At 68.5% G+C, this 19215-nt stretch carries 16 protein-coding genes; 10 read left to right on the forward strand and 6 right to left on the reverse strand.

Going from position 1 to position 19215, the window contains the following annotated elements; genetic code table 11:
• Positions 1-9: 9 nt before the first annotated feature.
• Together VNS22_RS21125 and VNS22_RS21130 are read right to left on the reverse strand one after the other, a co-directional pair.
• Positions 10-222, reverse strand: coding sequence for a cold-shock protein (locus VNS22_RS21125; RefSeq protein ID WP_159709656.1), 213 nt, complete (start codon positions 220-222; stop codon positions 10-12).
• A 205-nt stretch (positions 223-427) separates the two neighbouring features.
• Positions 428-1744 (reverse strand): hypothetical protein, encoded by a 1317-nt coding sequence (locus VNS22_RS21130; RefSeq protein ID WP_325735971.1) that lies wholly within the window; start codon positions 1742-1744, stop codon positions 428-430.
• 692 nt (positions 1745-2436) lie between these two features.
• On the opposite strand from VNS22_RS21130, the gene VNS22_RS21135 reads away from it, so the two are divergent.
• From VNS22_RS21135 to VNS22_RS21155, 5 genes are read left to right on the forward strand one after another with little or no spacing between them, the layout of a single operon-like run.
• Entirely contained in the window at positions 2437-3255 is an 819-nt protein-coding gene (locus VNS22_RS21135; RefSeq protein ID WP_325735973.1) for a cytochrome c oxidase subunit II, read from the forward strand.
• 31 nt (positions 3256-3286) lie between these two features.
• The gene (locus VNS22_RS21140) at positions 3287-5062 is read left to right on the forward strand and encodes a cbb3-type cytochrome c oxidase subunit I (RefSeq protein ID WP_325735975.1); all 1776 of its coding nucleotides are present in this window, start codon (positions 3287-3289) and stop codon (positions 5060-5062) included.
• Complete coding sequence (locus VNS22_RS21145; RefSeq protein ID WP_325735977.1) at positions 5059-5781, forward strand: cytochrome c oxidase subunit 3; 723 nt, start codon at positions 5059-5061, stop codon at positions 5779-5781. The genes VNS22_RS21140 and VNS22_RS21145 overlap by 4 nt, the downstream gene beginning before the upstream one ends.
• Before the next feature lie 26 nt (positions 5782-5807).
• Complete coding sequence (locus tag VNS22_RS21150) at positions 5808-6515, forward strand: heme-copper oxidase subunit III family protein (RefSeq protein ID WP_325735980.1); 708 nt, start codon at positions 5808-5810, stop codon at positions 6513-6515.
• A 10-nt stretch (positions 6516-6525) separates the two neighbouring features.
• On the forward strand, positions 6526-6906 hold the full coding sequence (locus VNS22_RS21155; RefSeq protein ID WP_325735982.1) for a cytochrome C oxidase subunit IV family protein: 381 nt from the start codon (positions 6526-6528) through the stop codon (positions 6904-6906).
• A gap of 80 nt (positions 6907-6986) precedes the next feature.
• Here the strand turns inward: VNS22_RS21155 and VNS22_RS21160 are convergent, their stop codons facing one another.
• The 4 genes from VNS22_RS21160 to ssb all read right to left on the reverse strand — a co-directional run bounded on the left by VNS22_RS21160 (position 6987) and on the right by ssb (position 10518).
• Entirely contained in the window at positions 6987-7868 is an 882-nt protein-coding gene (locus VNS22_RS21160) for a DUF2189 domain-containing protein (protein WP_325735984.1), read from the reverse strand.
• A gap of 160 nt (positions 7869-8028) precedes the next feature.
• Complete coding sequence (locus tag VNS22_RS21165) at positions 8029-8871, reverse strand: universal stress protein (RefSeq protein WP_325735986.1); 843 nt, start codon at positions 8869-8871, stop codon at positions 8029-8031.
• Positions 8872-8917: 46 nt separating this feature from the next.
• Entirely contained in the window at positions 8918-9523 is a 606-nt protein-coding gene (locus VNS22_RS21170; RefSeq protein WP_325735988.1) for a hypothetical protein, read from the reverse strand.
• Positions 9524-9975: 452 nt separating this feature from the next.
• Positions 9976-10518, reverse strand: a complete 543-nt coding sequence (gene ssb / locus VNS22_RS21175) for a single-stranded DNA-binding protein (RefSeq protein ID WP_325735990.1) — start codon at positions 10516-10518, stop codon at positions 9976-9978.
• Positions 10519-10757: 239 nt separating this feature from the next.
• Between ssb and uvrA the strand changes: the two genes are divergently transcribed.
• The 5 genes from uvrA to VNS22_RS21200 all read left to right on the forward strand — a co-directional run bounded on the left by uvrA (position 10758) and on the right by VNS22_RS21200 (position 18964).
• On the forward strand, positions 10758-13643 hold the full coding sequence (gene uvrA, locus VNS22_RS21180; protein ID WP_325735992.1) for an excinuclease ABC subunit UvrA: 2886 nt from the start codon (positions 10758-10760) through the stop codon (positions 13641-13643).
• 91 nt (positions 13644-13734) lie between these two features.
• Positions 13735-14124 (forward strand): response regulator, encoded by a 390-nt coding sequence (locus VNS22_RS21185; protein WP_325735994.1) that lies wholly within the window; start codon positions 13735-13737, stop codon positions 14122-14124.
• A gap of 68 nt (positions 14125-14192) precedes the next feature.
• Complete coding sequence (locus tag VNS22_RS21190) at positions 14193-16676, forward strand: hypothetical protein (protein WP_325735995.1); 2484 nt, start codon at positions 14193-14195, stop codon at positions 16674-16676.
• 78 nt (positions 16677-16754) lie between these two features.
• Positions 16755-18023 carry a peptidoglycan -binding protein gene (locus VNS22_RS21195; RefSeq protein ID WP_325735997.1) on the forward strand — a complete coding sequence of 423 codons (1269 nt, stop codon included), beginning with the start codon at positions 16755-16757 and terminating at the stop codon, positions 18021-18023.
• 5 nt (positions 18024-18028) lie between these two features.
• Positions 18029-18964, forward strand: a complete 936-nt coding sequence (locus tag VNS22_RS21200; RefSeq protein WP_325735999.1) for a nucleoside hydrolase — start codon at positions 18029-18031, stop codon at positions 18962-18964.
• Positions 18965-19215: the final 251 nt, after the last annotated feature.

Raw genomic sequence — 19215 nt, forward strand, 5'->3', positions numbered from 1 at the left:
GGAAGACGACTACCCGACGATGCGCAGGTTCTCGGCCGAGAGCTTGCCGCTCCGGCGGTCCTGAACGAGTTCGTACTCGACCTTCTGGCCCTCGCGCAGATCACCGATGCCCGAACGCTGGACGGCGCTGATGTGAACGAACGCGTCATTGCCCCCCTCATCCGGGGCGATGAAACCAAAGCCCTTGTCGGGGTTGAACCACTTGACGGTTCCGGTAGTCATAGAAGATCCATCTCAAGACAGGCACGATTGGCCCGCGCGAATGCGGACCATTGGCAGCCGACAAACGACCTGCCTGCACCTGTTCAGATGCAGGTCAGATCCTTTATCCGCCAAGAACAAAAATGGCCATCTGCGGCGGATAAACAAGTGTGATAATTTTATCCGCGCGGTTGTACCGTGATCACCGGCCTTCCCGGCCGGCGGATCAGTGCGGCCGGCCGACCACGATCAGGCTCTGCCCCCAGGTCACCAGTTCGTCCCTGCCGTCGCTGTCCACGTCGAACAGCACCGGGAAGGCCACCCAGCGGTCATAGACGTTGCTGGTCTTCTTTTCCTTCACCTTGCTGCCCTTGAGGTTCCAATACCAGTCCTTGGACAGGATCTTGTTGCCCTTGCCGTTGAACACCTCGCCGAAGATCGCCACTACTTCGTCGGTGCGGCGGTTGCCGTCCAGCTCGGCGTTCTGCATGGCCATCACCTCGCGGTTCTTGATGGTGTGGACCAGCTTGCCCTTGCTGTTCAGGATGAAGGTGCTGGACTGCCCCTTGGTGCTGCGCTGCGCGATCATCACGCCCAGCGGCTTCGGCGCCGGGTCGAACTGGCCGACCACCAGCTCCTGCGGGTTCGTCACGACCGAGGGCAGGCTCCAGAGCCGCTTGCAGCTGCCGGCATCGAACGCGCCGCCACCGGTACGGCCGATCGCCACCGCCTGCAGCTTGGAACCGTCCAGCTTGGCGATGCGAATCGCATCGACATGGTCGCTCTTGTTCCAGCCGGCGAGCGTGCAGCGGATCTTGCCGTTGAAGTCGATCGCGTATTTCCCGGCGAAGAAATAGTCCATGTAGCCATCGCCGTCCTTGTCGACGCCGGCCGTATGGTGCCCGGCATCGCAGGTATCGGCGTGCCAGAGCTTCTTCAGCTTCGTGTCGAAGGCGACGACACGGGTCCAGTTGTCCGGCCAGTTGCGCTTGCCACACTTGGCGCTGCCGCCGGGCTGGCTGTGGGCCACCAGGATCACCGGCTTCTTGGTCGCCTCGGTGCGGTACACCGCGATGCGGCACAGGCTGCCGGCGGAATTGCTCTGCCCGTCCAGGTTGACGTGACGGATCTCCTTGCCAGTGGCGCCATCACGGGCCACCAGCCGCCTGGTCGAGCCGGACTGCCAGCAATGCAGTACGTCGTCCTTGCCGTCCCCGTCCAGGTCCAGGACCGCGGCGCCGTCACGATGGATGAAGCTGCTGGACCCCACCTTGCGCGCAGAATGGTTCGTGACCTGCCAGAGCTTCTTGCCGCTCTGGCCGTAGACGCGCATCACCTGGTGGCCGTTCCAGTGGACGAACTCGTAGGTGCCGTTCCGGTCCATGTCGAGCGGCAGCAGGCTCGAATAGGTGTTGTCGAGCGCTGCCCCGTCCAACTCGATCTTGCGCAGGACGTCGACCTTCAACGAACTCTTGCCCTTGGCGCTGCCGGTTGCGGCAGTCGTCGGGACGTATTCGAGTCCTCGCGGTCCGTTGCGCTGCATCAGCACACGCTCCTGCAGGCGCACCGATGTCCCGTCCGCCATGACCGGTTGGGAGATGCCGACACCAGCCGAGGCTAGAATGGCCAGAATCACTGTGCCACGCATGATCCGGCGCGCGGCCCTGTCAAGTGAAACCATTGTGCTGCTTGCCCTGTTCCGGAGCCACCACCGCACCTGCGGCAGCTTCCGGAAAAACTGCTAGCGCATCTCTTGAGACATTCCAGCCCAACCTTAAAGATAACCGACATTTAATAAGTCAGACTTGAACGTCGATCGATTTGTCCACATATTTTGTCGTATTTTTCTGGAAATTATCACGTCATGTAATTTCTGCTGTATTATTGCTTAAATCTTGTTAAGGAAATTACTATGCGGGATGGAGCCATATTCCGACGCTGCCGTCCGCCCGCGATGGCATCCGCAGGACGGCCGTGGTCACGTTGACAATGGCTTGGACAGATGTCACAAGAGAAGATGCTCATCCGGATCTCGATGAGGTTTGCTCAGGAGACCACATCGGCTCATCCGGGATGGCCGCTCTAGTAGATGGGGAGGTGCACTGCTTGCTCGCTGGGCAGGCGGTATTTTTACGCCGATGCTCCAGCCAGTTCCAGCCATTGGATACTGGCCGGCCGCTCGGGAGATCATCGGCGCGACCTTGACCTCGACCACCTTCAGGGACTCGATGTGCGATGCTGATCGCAGCCGTCCTGGTTCTGATCGTGCTGGGCTCGCTCCTGTTCCACTTCCTGAGCCCGTGGTGGTGGACGCCGATCGCTTCCAACTGGGCCTATATCGACACGACCCTGATCGTGACGTTCTGGATCACGGGCGCAGTGTTCACGGCGGTCGTGCTGTTCATCGCCTACTGCCTCCTGCGCTTCCGGCACCGGCCGGGCCGCCGGGCCGCCTATGAGCCGGAGAACCGGCGGCTGGAGCTGATACTGACCGTCGGCACCGCCGTGGGCGTGGCGGCCATGCTGGCCCCTGGTCTGGTGGTATGGGCACGGTTCATCCAGGTACCGGAGGAAGCGGCCGAGGTGGAGGTGGTCGGCCAGCAGTGGCAATGGAGCTTCCGCCTACCGGGCGAGGACGGCCAGCTCGGGCGCGCCGACACGAGGCTGATCACCCCGGAGAGCCCGCTCGGGCTGAGCGCGCACGACCCGCGCGGCCAGGATGACGTGATTGTCGAGGCGGCCGATCTCCACGTACCGGTCGGCAAGCCAGTCAAGATCCTGCTGCGCTCGGTCGACGTGCTGCACGATTTTTACGTGCCGGAGTTCCGCGCCAAGATGGATATGATCCCGGGCGCGGTCACCTATTTCTGGCTCACGCCCACCCGGACCGGGACCTTCGAGATCCTGTGCGCGGAGCTGTGTGGGGTCGGCCATCCCTACATGCGCGGCGTGATCGTGGTCGACAGCGAGTCGGACTACCAGGCCTGGCTGGCGGAGCAGATCACCTTCGCCCAACTCTCCACCGCCCGGCAGGCCGCGGACGCCAGTCCATGACGGAGCAATCACGGTCGCAGGAGGCAGGCTGATGGCCACCACGATCCATGGAACTGCGGATGCGGTGCCGCCCGCCGAAACGGCGGAGGTCGAGCTCTACCATCCCCATAGCTGGATCACCCGCTACGTCTTCTCCCAGGACGCCAAGGTCATCGCGATCCAATATTCGCTGACCGCCATTGCGATCGGCTTCGTCGCCCTGTTCCTGTCCTGGCTGATGCGGCTGCAGCTGGCCTTTCCCGGCACGCTCGCATTCATCGATGCTGATAGCTACTACCAGTACATCACCATGCACGGCATGATCATGGTGGTCTACCTCCTCACCGCCCTCTTTCTCGGTGGCTTCGGCAACTACCTGATCCCGCTGATGGTGGGAGCCAGGGACATGGCGTTCCCGTATGCCAACATGCTGAGCTACTGGATCTATCTCCTGGCGGTGCTGGTCCTGGTCGCCAGCTTCTTCATGCCGGGCGGTCCGACCGGTGCAGGCTGGACGCTCTACCCGCCCCAGGCGATCCTGGCCAACACGCCCGGCCAGGACTGGGGCATCGTGCTGATGCTGGTCTCCCTGGCCCTGTTCATCATCGGCTTCACCATGGGCGGGCTGAACTATGTGGTGACCGTGCTGCAGGGCCGGACCCGCGGGATGACGCTCATGCGCATGCCGCTCACGGTCTGGGGGATCTTCACCGCCACGGTCATGGCGCTCCTGGCCTTCCCGGCCCTGTTCGTGGGCGCGATCATGATGCTGTTCGACCGGCTGCTCGGCACCAGCTTCTTCATGCCGGCGATCGTCCAGATGGGCGAGCAGCTGAGCTATGGCGGCGGCAGCCCGATCCTGTTCCAGCACCTGTTCTGGTTCTTCGGCCACCCAGAAGTCTACATCGTGGCCCTGCCCGCGTTCGGCATCGTGTCCGACCTGATCGCCACCCACGCGCGCAAGAACATCTTCGGCTACCGCATGATGGTCTGGGCGATCGTGATCATCGGCGCGCTCAGCTTCGTGGTGTGGGCGCACCACATGTATGTCAGCGGCATGAACCCCTATTTCGGGTTCTTCTTCGCCACCACGACCCTGATCATCGCGGTGCCCACGGCCATCAAGGTCTACAACTGGGTGCTCACCCTGTGGCAGGGCGACATCCACTTCACCCCGCCCATGCTGTTCGCGATCGGCTTCATCGTCACCTTCCTGAACGGCGGGCTCACCGGCATGTTCCTGGGCAACGTGGTGGTCGACGTGCCGCTATCCGACACGATGTTCGTCGTCGCCCATTTTCACATGGTGATGGGCGTGGCGCCGATCATGGTCATCTTCGGCGCCATCTATCACTGGTACCCGAAGATCACCGGCCGGATGTTCAACGGCCTGCTGGCCAAGCTCCATTTCTGGATCACCTTCCTGGGCGCCTACCTGATCTTCTTCCCGATGCATTATCTGGGCCTGCTGGGCGTCCCGCGCCGTTACTTCGAAATGGGCGAGACCGCCTTCGTCCCGGCCTCCACCGTCACGCTGAACGAGTTCATCACGATCACGGCCCTGGTGGTCGGCGCCGCCCAGTTCCTGTTCCTGTTCAACATGTTCTGGAGCCTGCGCTACGGCCGGCCGGCCGGCGGCAACCCGTGGCGCGCCACCACGCTGGAATGGCAGACGCCTGAGACGCCGCCCGCGCATGGCAACTGGGGCCGCGAGCTGCCGGTGGTCTATCGCTGGGCCTATGACTACAGCGTGCCGGGGGCCGCGGAGGACTTCATCCCGCAGAACCAGCCGCCCTCCCCCGCCGAGGTCAGAGGGGCGATGACGTGAGCGCGGCCCTGGCCTTCATCCTGGTGGTCGGCGTGGTCGTCGCCTGGTGGCTGGCCCGCCACGGCATCATGGCCAAGCCATGGCTGGAGCCGGGCCTGCCGGCCTTGCCCGCTCCGGGACCCGCCGGGCCGGTGGAGGCGGCCGCATCCCTGCGCCGGGCGAAAGCCGGGCTGGTGGTGTTCCTGGGCGTGGCCGGGTCGCTGTTCGCCCTGTTCGTCAGTGCCTACCTGATGCGCATGGGTGCCGCCGACTGGTGGCCGCTGCCCCTGCCGCGGATCCTTTGGATCAATACCGGCCTGCTCATGGCCGGCAGTCTCGGACTGCACGGGGCGCAGGTCGCGACACGGCACGGCAGCACGGCTGCGATGCGACAGGGACTGCTGCTCGGCGGGGCGGCGGCGCTGGCGTTCCTGCTGGGCCAGATCCTGGCCTGGCGCGAGCTGCTGGCTGCCGGCCACGGGCTCGCCGGCAATCCGGCCGCCAGCTTCTTCTACGTGCTCAGCGGCGTGCACGGCCTGCATGTGGCGGGTGGTCTGGTAGCGCTCGGGCACACGACCGCATGGGCCTGGCGCGATCCCGGCAGTGCCCGGACGCGGGTCCTGGTCGAGCTGTGCGCCACCTACTGGCATTTCCTGCTGCTGGTCTGGCTGGTCCTGTTCGGCCTTCTGGCCGGCTGGGCCAACGACTTCGCCGAGATCTGCCGCCAGGTCTTGAGCTGAGGGAGGCGAGGATGGCCCGGGCAGCCATGGCTCACACGCAGGCGACGTTCCCCCGACAGGCCGGCTGGCGCGGGTTGATCGCCGACTGGAGCTCCGACCAGCGCGCCTTCAAGGGCGTGTCCTGGGGCAAGGCGATGATGTGGGTTTTCCTCTTGAGCGACACCTTCGTGTTCGGCTGCTTCCTCCTGTCCTACATGACCGCGCGCATGTCGACGGTGGAGCCCTGGCCGAACCCGAGCGAAGTGTTCGCGCTCACCATCGGCGGTACGGAGATCCCGCTGATCCTGATCGCGATCATGACCTTCGTCCTGATCACCAGCAGCGGCACCATGGCGATGGCGGTCAACTTCGCCTACCGGCGCGACCGCCGGCGCACCGCCATCCTGATGCTGGCGACCGCGCTGCTAGGCGCGACCTTCGTCGGCATGCAGGCCTTCGAGTGGACCAAGCTGATCCAGGAGGGCGTGCGGCCCTGGGGCAATCCCTGGGGTGCGCCGCAGTTCGGCGCCACCTTCTTCATGATCACCGGCTTCCACGGCACCCACGTCACCATCGGGGTGATCTTCCTGCTGATCATCGCCCGCAAGGTCTGGCGCGGCGACTTCGACCGGGGTGCCAAGGGCTTCTTCACCAGCCGCAGCGGCCGCTACGAGATCGTCGAGATCACCGGCCTGTACTGGCACTTCGTCGACCTGGTCTGGGTGTTCATCTTCGCCTTCTTCTATCTGTGGTGAGGAACGAGCCATGGCGCGGGCATCGGTGGCGAATGGGATGGCGAACGAGGTGGCGGCCGGGGTGTCGGATGGGCATGTGGAGGGCCAGCAGCATCCGATTCGCCTCTACCTGGTGGTGTGGGGCTGGCTGTTCATCCTCAGCGCCTGCTCCTATGCCGTGGATTACTTCCAGGTGCAGGGCTATCTGCGCTGGTTCCTGATCCTGCTGTTCATGGTCCTCAAGGCCGGCCTGATCGTCGCGGTCTTCATGCACATGGCCTGGGAACGGCTGGCCCTGGTCTATGCCATCCTGCTGCCCGGCATCATGGTGCTGGTGTTCGTGGCGCTGATGGTGCTGGAATCGGATTATACCCTTGCCACCCGCGTGACCTATCTCGGCACGGGCTCCTGATCAGGGGCCTCCCCGCCCGCACGGTCGATGCGCGCCCGGCTCAAAGGCTCGACCCTTCGCCGGGCGCGACCGGCAGACGGTCAGTAAGGCGGAGCGACCAGCTTGCGGTACAGGTGCCAGGTCGCGTGACCCAGGATCGGCATCACGAAGATCAGCCCGAGCAGGGCCGGGATCGAGCCCAGCAGCAGGGCTCCGGCGACGATCAGGCCCCAGGCCGCCATCGGTATCGGGTTGGTCCAGACCGCCTGCGCCGAAGTCGCGATTGCGGTCGCCAGGCCGACATCGCGGTCGAGCAGCATCGGGAACGACACTACGCTGATGGTCAGGACGAGCACGGCGAACAAAAAGCCCACCCCGATCCCCCAGACGATCATCTGCCAGCCGGCATCCGTGGTGAACACGTCATGGACGAAGCTGCCGAGCGAGGCCGGCGGCTCCGGGCCCATGGTCGCCTCGTAGATGGCATAGGCGGTGCCGAGCCAGATCGCCAGGATCAGGAACAGGATGATGCCCAGCACCAGGATCGCGCCGAACGCGGGCGAGCGCAGCACGGCGAATGCATCCGCCCAGCCCACTTCCTCGCCCAGCTCCCGCCGCCGGCTCATCTCGTAGAGCCCGACCGCTGCCACCGGCCCGACCAGGGCGAAGCCTGAGGCCAGCGGGAACAGGATCGGCAGCATCTCGGCGCCGAACGCGAGCTGGGCCAGGATCAGCCCGGCCACCGGATAGATCAGGCAGACGAAGATGACGTCGGTGCGATAGGTGCCGAAGTCATCGATCCCGCGGCGCAGCGCATCGCGCAGGTCAGCCATGCCGATCCGGCGGACCGACGGGTGCGCCCCATGCCGGACGACGTCGTCGCCGACGACGGCGTGGCCGGTCCGGCTGAGCGCGACATTGGCATTCCTCAGCTGGTCGGAGCCCCACTCGATCGGATTGCGGATGTGGTTGTTGGCGGCCATGCTCGGTCCTCCACGGGCACGGGCTGCTCCGCACGCTGCGACAGGCCGATCCGGCCGCGGCTCGCGCGCGCCCGAAAACCCTTCACGTCCGCCAGTATGCGCCATCTGCCGCGGTAAGCGAGCGGAAAGGCGCAGAGCTGGCTCCGAGAGGAGGAAGGTCCTAGCGCTGCACCAGCCAGGGAACCTGGACCGCCGGCAGCAGATGCTCGGTGGTGCCGCCGAACAGCCATTCCAGCAGCCCCTGCCCCCCGAAGGAGCCCGACACGAACAGGGCAGGCTGCAGGACCTGCAGCCTGCCCTGGATCGCGTGTGCCGTGTCGCCCTGCTCGGCGAGTGCCTCGACCCGCACCGCATGACCGTGATGCCGGACCAGCTCGGCCGCAGGCGCGGCCATGGCCTCGGCTGCGGACGCACTATAGCCCACGGACAGGACGACGACCTCACGCTGACCGAACATGCCGGACAGGAGACCCGTATGCAGTGCCCGTTGAGCACTGGGGCTGCCGTCATAGGCGGCCACCACCGGCCCATCGCCGATGGCGGAATCCGCCACCAGCAGAGCCGGGCGCACCAGTTCCTGGAGGATGTCCGAGACCGGCAGGGCGAAGCCCGTGTCGGTGTCGTCCTGCGCCCGGGCCCGGGGCCGGCCGTGGGGCAGCACGACCAGGTCGGCGGATTCGCTGGCGGCGGCCACAACGCTCGCCGGGTCGCCTGCGGTCTCGACGATGTCCGGCACGATCCCGGACTGGGTCAGCAACTCGACCAGGCCGCTGCGCTCCGCCTGGAGGCGCTCCTGCAGCCGCTGGATCAGGACAGTGTCGCGCCGCTCGGCGAAGCTGCTCCCGCCGATCCCATGAGCCTCGCCGCCCTCGAAATCGCCGCGGTTCGGGCAGATCACCACCCGCAGCGCCGCGTTCTGTGACCTGGCCAGCTCGCCAGCGCAGAACAGGGCAGCGGCGTCCGGGGTCACTCCGTCCAATGCGAGCAGGATCGAGCGCAGCATGGTCGCCACCGGAACAGGAGAGATGAAAGTTGAACGATGGAGGAGGTCAGCCGATCGAGGCTGCCAGGGGCGTGGTCCGCCGCAGCCGCAGCCGCTGACCACGCGGGCCGGGACGGGCCTCCCCTTCCGGCTCCGGCTCGGGCTCCGGCAGTGCCGGCTCGGCCACGACCTCCGGTTCCTCTGCCATGACACTGGCTGGCGGCATCGGCGGTACAGCGGCCGCCGGGCCCGCCGATGCCAGGGCCAGCGCCATCTCGCGCAGCCGCTCCGGTGCCACGGTCGGACGGGGGTCGACCGGGCTCGCCTCGTCCTCCTCCTGCTCCAGGTCGCGTACGTCGGCCAGGGTCAGCTTCAGGCGGGCCAGCTGCTCCAGGAACTCCTCGCGCTCCTGCGGCGCCAGCCGGTCGATCTGGCGCTCATCCACCAGCCACTGCGCCTGATCCAGCACATGGCGGGCATGATTGAGCTGTCCGGACGGACGGGTGTTGCCAGCCAGCATCTGGGCCAGCGCCTTGGTGGCCGGCTGCAAGAGCCGCAGCACGTCGCGCGCCGAACCCGGAATACGCTGGCCCTGGCCGCCGTGCTGGGCACCCTTGCGCTGCTGCGGGCCGTTCTTGCCCCGCTTCTTCACGTTGCGTCGGTAGGGAAACATATTCCTCTTCTGCTCGATGGCAGGCCGGCCGTGGGCCTTGTCGCCGCGGCGCCTTCGCCTGCTGTTATCGCGAGACCATGATGCGGCTCGCCGACATGCCCCCTCGCCGTCCAGTCCATTGCGGCCGTCCGCTCGAAGGGACAGCCCCGCCTTCTGGGCCGCAAGCCATCACTGCTGGGGTGGTGGTTCAGATAAATCGCCGTTCGCGCCCCGGTTCCCCGTCCTTCATCAAGTCCCGCGTGCCGGCCGGCGGGCAATGATGCGACGCAACAAGAACCAGTGCAAAATAGCGTGATGCTCGGGAGGCGTTACGAGATGATAATAGGGACGACTGGGCGAGAATCAAGCGGTTCTCATGTGCCGCCGCCTGCCACCGGCTGCCGCATTAATCACGCCAAGTCGACCGACCGGCCACCGGAGCCGACTCGGAAGACCGGATCAGAATGGCCGGATCAGAATGGAATGTCGTCATCGAGGTCGCTGGCCGGTGTCGGGCGTCCGCCGCCGCCACCACCACCGCGCGGCCCCTGCCGCTCGAACCCGCCGCCGCTGCCGGCCCCGCCGCGTGCCGGCCCGGCACCGCGATCCTCGTCGCCATAGGCATCGTCCGGCGGCCCGCCGAACCGCCCGCCGCCGGCATCGCTGCCGCCGCCCACCAGCACCAGTTCGCCCTTGAACCGGGACAGCACGATCTCGGTGGTGTAGCGCTTCTGCCCGGACTGATCCTGCCAGTCCCGGGTCTGCAGCTGACCCTCGACATAGACGGTGCGGCCCTTGGCCAGGTATTTCTCCGCGATGTCGGCCAGGTTCTCGTTCAGGATCACGACCCGGTGCCACTCGGTGCGCTCCTTGCGCTCGCCGGTCTGCCGGTCCGACCAGCGCTCGGAGGTCGCGATCGAGAGATGGACGATCTTCTGGTTGTTCTGGGTGTAGCGGACCTCGGGGTCCCTCCCCAGATTACCCATCAGGATCACCTTGTTGACACTGCCGGCCATATACCGTCCTCGACTGGCCGCTGCCCGTGCTTCGGACAGCGGTTCGGATGATGTGCCGGATCATAGCGGCAGATCGCTGCGCCGACGAGGCGAAGTGATCGGCAGGCTGGCGCATGACGCAGCCGCAACCCGGTGACCGCTTGTAAGCCGTACGGCATTGGCCCATCAATGCCCCGGTGTACTTGTTTCGTTCCCTATCGCTGCCCTTTGTTGCGGGCAGGCCACCGGCCGGACAGCTCATGGACGACATGATCCGCATTCGTGGTGCGCGCGAGCACAATCTTAAGTCCGTCGACGTCGACATTCCGCGCAACCGGCTGGTGGTGATCACCGGCCTGTCCGGCTCGGGCAAGTCGTCGCTCGCCTTCGACACGATCTATGCCGAGGGCCAGCGCCGCTACGTGGAATCGCTCTCGGCCTATGCCCGGCAGTTCCTGGAGATGATGCAGAAGCCGGACGTCGACCAGATCAGCGGCCTGTCCCCGGCGATCGCGATCGAGCAGAAGACCACGTCGAAGAACCCGCGCTCCACCGTCGCCACCGTCACCGAGATCTACGACTATCTGCGCCTGCTCTATGCCCGGGTCGGCGTGCCCTACTCGCCCGCCACCGGCCTGCCGATCGAGAGCCAGACCGTGCCGCAGATGGTGGACCGGGTCCTGGAGCGGCCCGAAGGCAGCCGCCTCTATCTGCTGGCGCCGATCGTGCGCGGCCGCAAGGGCGAGTACCGCAAGGAGTTGCTCGACCTGCAGCGCCGGGGCTTCCAGCGGGTCAAGATCGACGGCGAGCTCTACGACATCGAGGACGCGCCGGCCCTCGACAAGAAGCTCAAGCACGACATCGAGGTGGTGGTCGACCGGATCGTGGTCGCCCCGGACCTGGCCACGCGCCTGGCCGACAGCGTCGAGACCGCGGTCGAGCTGTCCGACGGCCTGCTGATCGTGGAGGACGCCGATTCCGGCGAGCGCCAGCTCCTGTCGGCCAAGTTCGCCTGCCCGGTCTCCGGCTTCACCATCGCCGAGATCGAGCCGCGCCTGTTCTCCTTCAACAGCCCGCACGGCGCCTGCCCGGCCTGCGACGGCCTGGGCCGCACCATGTTCATGGACCCGGACCTGGTGGTGCCGAACCCCAACCTGTCGCTGGCCGAGGGTGCGATCGAGCCCTGGGCGGACAGTTCCTCCTCCTGGTACCCCCAGACCCTCGCCAGCCTCGCCCGCCATTACGGCTTCGACCTCACCACGCCCTGGAAGCAGCTGCCGGAAAAGGCCCGCAACGCGGTCCTGCACGGCTCCGGCAGCGAGGCCGTAACCATGCGCTATGCCGATGGCTTGCGCGCGTACGAGACCAAGAAGCCGTTCGAGGGCGTGGTCACCAACCTGCAGCGTCGCTGGCGGGAAACCGACAGCGCCTGGATGCGCGACGAGCTGTCCGAATATCTGAGCGCCGCGCCGTGTACCGCCTGCAAGGGCTGGCGACTCAAGCCCGAGGCGCTCTCGGTCAAGATCGCCGACCACCATATCGGCCAGGTCACCGACAAGTCGGTGCAGGACGCCGACCGCTGGTTCGCGGCGCTGGACGAGCGTCTGACCGAGCGCCAGCGCGAGATCGCCGTGCGCATCCTCAAGGAGATCCGCGACCGGCTGCGTTTCCTCAATGACGTGGGCCTGGGCTACCTGACCCTGGCCCGCGACAGCGGCACCCTGTCCGGCGGCGAGAGCCAGCGGATCCGCCTGGCCTCCCAGGTCGGCAGCGGGCTGACCGGCGTGCTCTACGTGCTGGACGAGCCCTCGATCGGCCTGCACCAGCGCGACAACGACCGGCTGCTCGCCAGCCTGGTGGGCCTGCGCGACCTGGGCAACACCGTGATCGTGGTGGAGCATGACGAGGACGCGATCCGCGCGGCCGACCATCTGATCGACATGGGGCCGGGTGCCGGCGTGAACGGCGGCATGGTGGTCTCGCAGGGCACACCGGAGGCGGTCATGCACGACCCGGCCAGCCTGACCGGCCAGTATCTGTCCGGCCGCCGCCAGATCGCCGTGCCGGAACGGCGCCGGCCGGTCGATCCGGAGCGCATGCTCCGCCTGGTCAACGCCACCGCCAACAATTTGCAGGGCGCCACCGCGAGCTTCCCGCTGGGCGCCTTCGTCTGCGTCACCGGCGTGTCCGGCTCGGGCAAGTCCAGCCTGATCATCGACACGCTCTACCCGGCCCTGGCCCGCCGGCTGAACGGGGCCCGCAAGGCGCCGGCCGCCCATGAAGAACTGACCGGCGTCGAGCTGCTCGACAAGGTGGTGGAGATCGACCAGTCGCCGATCGGCCGCACCCCGCGCTCTAACCCGGCCACCTATACCGGCGCCTTCGGCCCGATCCGCGACTGGTTCGCGGGGCTGCCGGAAGCCCGCGCTCGCGGCTACAAGCCCGGCCGGTTCAGCTTCAACGTCAAGGGCGGGCGCTGCGAGGCCTGCCAGGGCGACGGCGTGGTCAAGATCGAGATGCACTTCCTGCCCGACGTCTACGTCCAGTGCGACGTGTGCAAGGGCAAGCGGTTCGAGCGCTCCACGCTGGAGATCACCTACAAGGACAAGTCGATCGCCGACATCCTGGCGATGACCATCGACGAGGCGACCCAGCTGTTCGAAGCGGTGCCCCCGATCCGGCACAAGCTCGAGACGCTGCGCCGGGTGGGCCTGGGCTACGTGGCGCTGGGCCAGTCCGCCACCACGCTCTCGGGCGGCGAGGCGCAGCGGGTCAAGCTCGCCAAGGAGCTGGCGCGCCGGGCGACCGGGCGGACCATCTACATCCTCGACGAGCCGACCACCGGCCTGCATTTCGAGGACGTGCGCAAGCTGCTCGAGGTGCTCCACGCCCTGGTGGACACCGGCAACACGGTGGTGGTGATCGAGCATAACCTGGAGGTGATCAAGACCGCCGACTGGATCGTCGACCTGGGTCCCGACGGCGGTACGGGTGGCGGCCAGATCGTCGCCGAGGGCCGGCCGGAGCAGGTCGCCACCAATCCAGGGAGCCATACCGGCCATTACCTGGCGCGCCTGCTGCCCGAGGCGGCGGCCACGACAGATGCGGCCCAGACGCGGACCGGGCGGCGTCGCCGGGCATCCTGAGCCATTAGAGCGCCCGGGCCTTAACGCTCCGTCAACCTCTTGCGGCTAGTCTCCGACTCGATGGAGGCCTGCCGCACGGAGCCGGAGCGCGATGATCGACCGCGACCTGCCGATCCTGCTCGTCGACGACTATCGCTCGATGCTGCGCATCATCCGCAACCTCCTGCGCCAGGCCGGCTTCGCCAACGTGGCGGAGGCGACCGACGCGGAGGCGGCGCTGGCACTGCTGGCCGGCCGCCGGTTCGGCCTGGTGATCTCCGACTGGAACATGCAGCCGACCGGCGGGCTGGCGCTGCTCAAGGCGATGCGCGCCGACCCGCGCATCGGCCTGGTGCCCTTCATCATGGTGACCGCGGAAGGCAGGGCGGAGGACGTCCTGGCCGCCCGCGACGCGGGAGCCGACCACTACCTGGTAAAGCCGTTCAGCGCCGCCACGCTCGAGGCGAAGATCGGCCGCGCCCTGCAGGGCAGCACAGCATGACCGCCACGGCGCCGCTAGGCCTGGCATGTCTTCGTGCTGCTCTGACTCCGCTCCTGCGGTTGCTGGCGTTGCTGGCCCTGTCCGCGGGCGCCGGCACGGCCGCCGCTGCCATGATCGCGCAACCCGCCTCGCCCGCAGCGCAAGCGGCCAGCGCTCCGGATCAGGAACTCGGGCCGATCCGGCTGCGCCTGGGTACCCAGGGTGCTGCGGCGCGGATCGTGCTGGAAGCCGCTCACCCCTTCACCATGACCCGCGGCCAGGAAGCGGGCGAGCTGGTGCTGCGGTTCGATCGCGACCTGCTGGGCGGTGGGCAGGATCTCGGGATCCGGCTGTCCCGCGTCGCCTTGTCCGCGCGAACCGCCGGCCCCGAGCTGCGCCTGCGCCTGCGGCACCAGGTGAGCCTCGAGCCGGACTGGCTGAGCGAGCAGCACCTCGTGCTGGACCTGCGCCCGGAGGATGTCCCGGCACCATCCGCCGCTGCGGCCGGCAGCGACGCACCGAGCCACGCCCTGCCGGCGCTGCTGGCCGAGGCTCCGGTCGACGCCGCTCCAGACCCGGCGACCATCGGCCAAGACCCGGGGCCCCGCCCGCGCGGGGCCCATGCCGCACATTGGGCCACGGCGCCGGATCGCCCTGCGACCTCATCCGGGCCGACAGAGGCCGCACCGGCGGCCGGCCTGGAGGTTCGTGCCATGGCCGACGCCACCGGTGCAGCCGTGCTGGAGTTTCACTGGGACGATCCCGTGCCTGCCGCCGCCTTCTGGCGGGACGACCGCCTCTGGCTGGTGTTCGGGGCGCGGGCCGAGCGACTGAGGGCGGATCCGGCAGCGCTCGCCCGCCGCCTGGCGCATCGGGTCCGCACCACTGAGCGCCAGCTCGGGCCGGACGCGACCGTGTTCCGCTTCGGCCTGGCCGTGGGCGTCGCGGCCAGGCTCCTACCGCCCGCGGACGGCCGAACCTGGCGCCTGATGCTCGCTGCCGACGACCCGGGACAGGACCCAGTCGCTCATGTCGAGATCCGGGAGGGCCCTGTCCTGCACCTGCCGGGCGTCGGCCGGCCGGTCGAGCTGACCGATCCCCGCGCCGGTGATCGCCTGCTGGTGGCACCGGTGGCCGCCGCGCAGGCGCGCCCCGTGGCTGCCGGCGGCACGCCGGAGCTGGAGATCATGACGAGCCTGGCAGGGCTGGTGATGCGCCCCCTGCGGCCGGACCTTCATGCTGTGCCTCGGACCGACGGCGTACGGATCACCGGGGCGACCCCACCGATCCCGCAGGTGCCGCCTGGCGCCGCCGAGCCGTCACCGGCAGCGGAGGACGCACGACTGGACTTCGCCGGCCTGGGAGGGCGTGCGGGACTGGCCGAGCGGCGGCTGGCGCAGGAGCGTCTGGCACGCGCACCGGATGATCCCGCGGCCCGTGCCGGCCTGGTGCGGGTGCTGCTGGGCGCCGGGCTGCTCGTCGAAGCCGATGCGGTGCTGGCGGGCTTCGGCCCGGCGGATGAAATGACCGCCCCGCTCACGACGGCCGCGGCGGCACTGGCGCGCCCGACAGCCGTGCCGCCCGCCAGTCTTGCAGGGCTGGGCGAGCCCGACCGGCCTGAGGCTGACCTGTGGCAGGCCTTCCTCCATGCCCGCCAGGGCCACGACGCCGAGGCCGGCGCGGCCCTGGCGGCGAGTGGGGACGTGCTGAGCCGCTACCCGCCAGCCCTGCGCCGCCTGCTGGGTGAACCGGTCGTCCGCAGCCAGATCCGTTCCGGCGCGATCGATGCTGCGCTCGCGGCCCTGGACGGCCTCGTCGCCGCGGCTGCCGGCGATGAATCGGAAGCCGCGCTGTGGAAGCTGCTGCAGGCCGAGGCGCTGGCGCGGGAACAGGCGCTGCCGGCAGCACGGCGGCGGCTGGCAGTGGCGGAGCAGGAGGGCGACGCGGACACGGCGCTGCAGGCCAAGGCGGTGACGCTCGACCTGGACCTGCAGGCCGGCGCCACCGACGCGGCTGGCGCGAAGGCGGCGCTGGACCGGCTGGCACCGGCCTGGGAAGGCCGTCGGGTCCAGCCCGCCATGGAACGGCGGCGCACCCGGGCGGCGCAGGCTGCAGGTGACTGGCCGACCGCTTTGGCTGCGGCCGAGCGGGCGGCAGCGCTGCCTGATCCCGAGCCGAGCACCGACGCGCCGGCGGCCGAGCCCGTCGACGTGCTGGCGGCGGCGCTGGTGGCGCCGGATCTGGACCTGTTCCGCAAGCTGGCTCTGGTCCAGGATCGGCCGCTCGCCGAGTTGCGGCGGGAGGAGTTGCGGGCGCCACTGGCCGCATTGGTCCGCCAGCTGCAGGCGGCCGGCCAGGACCAGGCCGCCCTTCTCCTGCACGCCGCCGTGCCCGGCCTGCCGGTCGACCGTGAGGGGGTGGCGGCCGCGGACCGCGGGTCGCACGCGCCGGCCATGTCCGGCGCCACGAGCCTGCTGCTTCAGGAACTGGACGCTGCTGCGCATGACGGATTTGCCGACCCGGCCCGGCTCGACCAGGCACTGGCCGGGTGGCGATCCGATCCCGAAGGGTGAGCGTGCCGCAGCGGTGCAGCCCGCTTGCGAAAGCCGTGCGCTTGCCGGCACACTCCGCGGATAAAGGGGGGAATCCGCATGGTCCGCGTCGGCATGTTCTGGGGTATGTTCCTGGCCCTGCTCGGGCTCCTGCCGCCCGCTGCGGCACGGGCGCAGGAGCAAGCGCCGACGGAGCAGCCGGCCTCGCAGGAATCGGGCGGGCAGCAGCAGTCCCCCGAAGACGTCCAGGCGCTGGTCGACAAGATCAAACGCCAGCTGGAGGCCATGGACGCGGCCACCAAGGAGCGCGACCAGAGCCTGGAGTTCCTGCGTGACCAGATCGACCAGGCAACGGGCCGGCTGGAGGGCAGCGGAGCGGCCAACGAGGCGCTGCGTGCCAAGGTGGGCGAACTCGGCAGCACGGTGAACGACCTGTCCGCGCAGCAGAAGGCGCTGGACGAGAGCCTGAAGGCCACCGCGCGCGAGAAGGAGACGCTGGAGGAGCAGCTGGCGCGCCGGATCGCCGAGCTCGAGGCGGTGCTCGGTGAGGAACGCCGGGCCGGAGCGGCGAGCCTGGCCACCGAGCGGCAGCGGGCGGAGGCGGCCGCGGCGCGGGCCGTCACCCTGGAGGAGCAGCTGGCGGCCGAGCGAGGTCGCCTGGAGACGGCGCTGGCGCAGCAGCAGGCGGCCGCCACCGATGCGCAGGCCTCCCTGCAGAGCACCAGTGCGGAGCTGGCCTCCGCACGCGGCCGGATCGCGGAGCTGGAGCGGCTGCTGGACACCACGAGGACAGCGCTGGTGGCCGTGGAAGGTACGCTGGACGATACCAGGAGCCAGGTCGACACCCAGCAGGCGACCATCGTGGATCTCGGCCAGCGGCTGAACGAGGCGCTGGCGCAGAAGGTCGAGGAGCTGTCGCGCTACCGCTCGGAGTTCTTCGGCGTGCTGAGCCAGGCGCTGGGGGAGCGACCGGACATCCGGGTGGTGGGCGACCGGTTCGTCCTCCAGTCGGAACTGTTGTTCAACCCGGGCTCGGCCGAGATCGGCGCAGACGGTCGGGCGGAGCTGGCCAAGGTCGCGCAAACGCTCCAGCAGATCGCCCAGACGATCCCGGAGGACGTGCCCTGGGTGCTGCGGGTCGACGGCCATACCGACCGCCAGCCGATCCGCGGCGGCCGGTTCGCCTCCAACTGGGAACTGTCCACCGCGCGCGCGGTCGCCGTGGTCGAGTACCTGATCTCCCAGGGCCTGCCGCCCGAGCGTCTGGCCGCGGCAGGCTTTGGCGAGTACAAGCCGCTGGACGGGCGCGACGACGAGATCGCCTACCGGCGCAACCGCCGGATCGAGTTCAAGCTGACGGAGAGCTGACGCCGATGGCCCGCCATGCCCTCATCCTCGACTGCGATCCCGGCCAGGACGATGCCATCGCGATCCTGCTGGCGCTGGGGGCACAAGAGGAGATCGAGCTGCTGGCGATCACGGCGGTGGCCGGCAACGTGCCGCTCGGCCTGACCCGGGTGAACGCCCGCAAGATCCTGGAGCTGGCAGGCCGCGCGGACGTGCCGGTCCATGCCGGTTGCGACCGTCCCCTGGTCCGGCCGCTGGAGACCGCCGAGCACGTGCATGGCGAGACCGGGCTGAACGGTGCGGTGCTGCCGGAGCCGACCACCCCGCTGCGGGACGGCCACGCGGTCGACGCGATCATCGAGCTGGTGATGTCCCGCCCGCCCCGCACCGTGACGATCGCGGCGGTAGGCCCGCTCACCAACGTCGCCCTGGCCATCCGCAAGGAGCCGCATCTGGCCCAGCGGCTCCGGCAGATCGTGCTGATGGGCGGCGCCATCGAGCTCGGCAACATCACCCCCGCCGCCGAGTTCAACATCTATGTCGATCCGCATGCCGCCGACATCGTGTTCCGTTCGGGCGTGCCCCTGGTCATGTTCGGGCTGGACGTGACCCACCAGGTGCTGGTGACCGCGGAGCGCCTGGCACGGCTCCGCGCCAATGGCGGCCGGGTCGCGGAGGCCGTCCATGGACTGCTGGACTTCTTCAACCGCTTCGACATGGAGCGCTACGACGCGCCGGGCGCGCCGCTGCACGACCCCTGCGTGATCGCCTGGCTGATCGACCCGACCCTGTTCGCCGGCAAGGACTGCCCGGTCGAGATCGAGCTGGAAGGCCGCTCGATCGGCCGGACCCTGGTGGACTGGTGGAACACCGACCGGCGCCCGGCCAACGCGACGGTCATGCGCGAGGTCGACGCCGACCGCTTCTTCACCCTGCTGACCGAACGCCTGGCCCGGCTCTGACGCCGGCAGGCACCGACGCGGCAACGTAACACACGGCCGCGAAGCATGTTCGGCCACAGGACGGGCTGCCTCGTCCGGCTGCCTTCCGAAGGATCGCGATCGGCTGGCCAGGGCCCACATGCGGCCCTGGCCCTGTACGTCCCTCACGGCGAGGCCGAGCGCTTCATCCAGACGCCATGACGCGGTGAGGCTCCATCTTCCCTGCCAGAACGCGAACCAACGATCAGCACCCGCGCAGACCGGACCAGACA

It is taken from the genome of Geminicoccus sp. (assembly GCF_035556675.1).
In the GTDB taxonomy this organism is placed as follows: Bacteria; Pseudomonadota; Alphaproteobacteria; order Geminicoccales; family Geminicoccaceae; genus Geminicoccus.

Excerpts from the sequence above, each read along its gene's own strand:
- VNS22_RS21160 (WP_325735984.1), bottom strand. The coding sequence starts at position 7,868 with ATGGCCGCCAACAACCACATCCGCAATCCGATCGAGTGGGGCTCCGAC.
- VNS22_RS21130 (WP_325735971.1), bottom strand. The coding sequence starts at position 1,744 with ATGCAGCGCAACGGACCGCGAGGACTCGAATACGTCCCGACGACTGCC.
- VNS22_RS21165 (WP_325735986.1), bottom strand. The coding sequence starts at position 8,871 with ATGCTGCGCTCGATCCTGCTCGCATTGGACGGAGTGACCCCGGACGCC.
- uvrA (WP_325735992.1), top strand. The coding sequence starts at position 10,758 with ATGGACGACATGATCCGCATTCGTGGTGCGCGCGAGCACAATCTTAAG.
- VNS22_RS21185 (WP_325735994.1), top strand. The coding sequence starts at position 13,735 with ATGATCGACCGCGACCTGCCGATCCTGCTCGTCGACGACTATCGCTCG.
- VNS22_RS21200 (WP_325735999.1), top strand. The coding sequence starts at position 18,029 with ATGGCCCGCCATGCCCTCATCCTCGACTGCGATCCCGGCCAGGACGAT.
- VNS22_RS21195 (WP_325735997.1), top strand. The coding sequence starts at position 16,755 with ATGGTCCGCGTCGGCATGTTCTGGGGTATGTTCCTGGCCCTGCTCGGG.
- VNS22_RS21155 (WP_325735982.1), top strand. The coding sequence starts at position 6,526 with ATGGCGCGGGCATCGGTGGCGAATGGGATGGCGAACGAGGTGGCGGCC.
- VNS22_RS21135 (WP_325735973.1), top strand. The coding sequence starts at position 2,437 with ATGCTGATCGCAGCCGTCCTGGTTCTGATCGTGCTGGGCTCGCTCCTG.
- VNS22_RS21125 (WP_159709656.1), bottom strand. The coding sequence starts at position 222 with ATGACTACCGGAACCGTCAAGTGGTTCAACCCCGACAAGGGCTTTGGT.
- ssb (WP_325735990.1), bottom strand. The coding sequence starts at position 10,518 with ATGGCCGGCAGTGTCAACAAGGTGATCCTGATGGGTAATCTGGGGAGG.
- VNS22_RS21140 (WP_325735975.1), top strand. The coding sequence starts at position 3,287 with ATGGCCACCACGATCCATGGAACTGCGGATGCGGTGCCGCCCGCCGAA.
- VNS22_RS21170 (WP_325735988.1), bottom strand. The coding sequence starts at position 9,523 with ATGTTTCCCTACCGACGCAACGTGAAGAAGCGGGGCAAGAACGGCCCG.
- VNS22_RS21150 (WP_325735980.1), top strand. The coding sequence starts at position 5,808 with ATGGCTCACACGCAGGCGACGTTCCCCCGACAGGCCGGCTGGCGCGGG.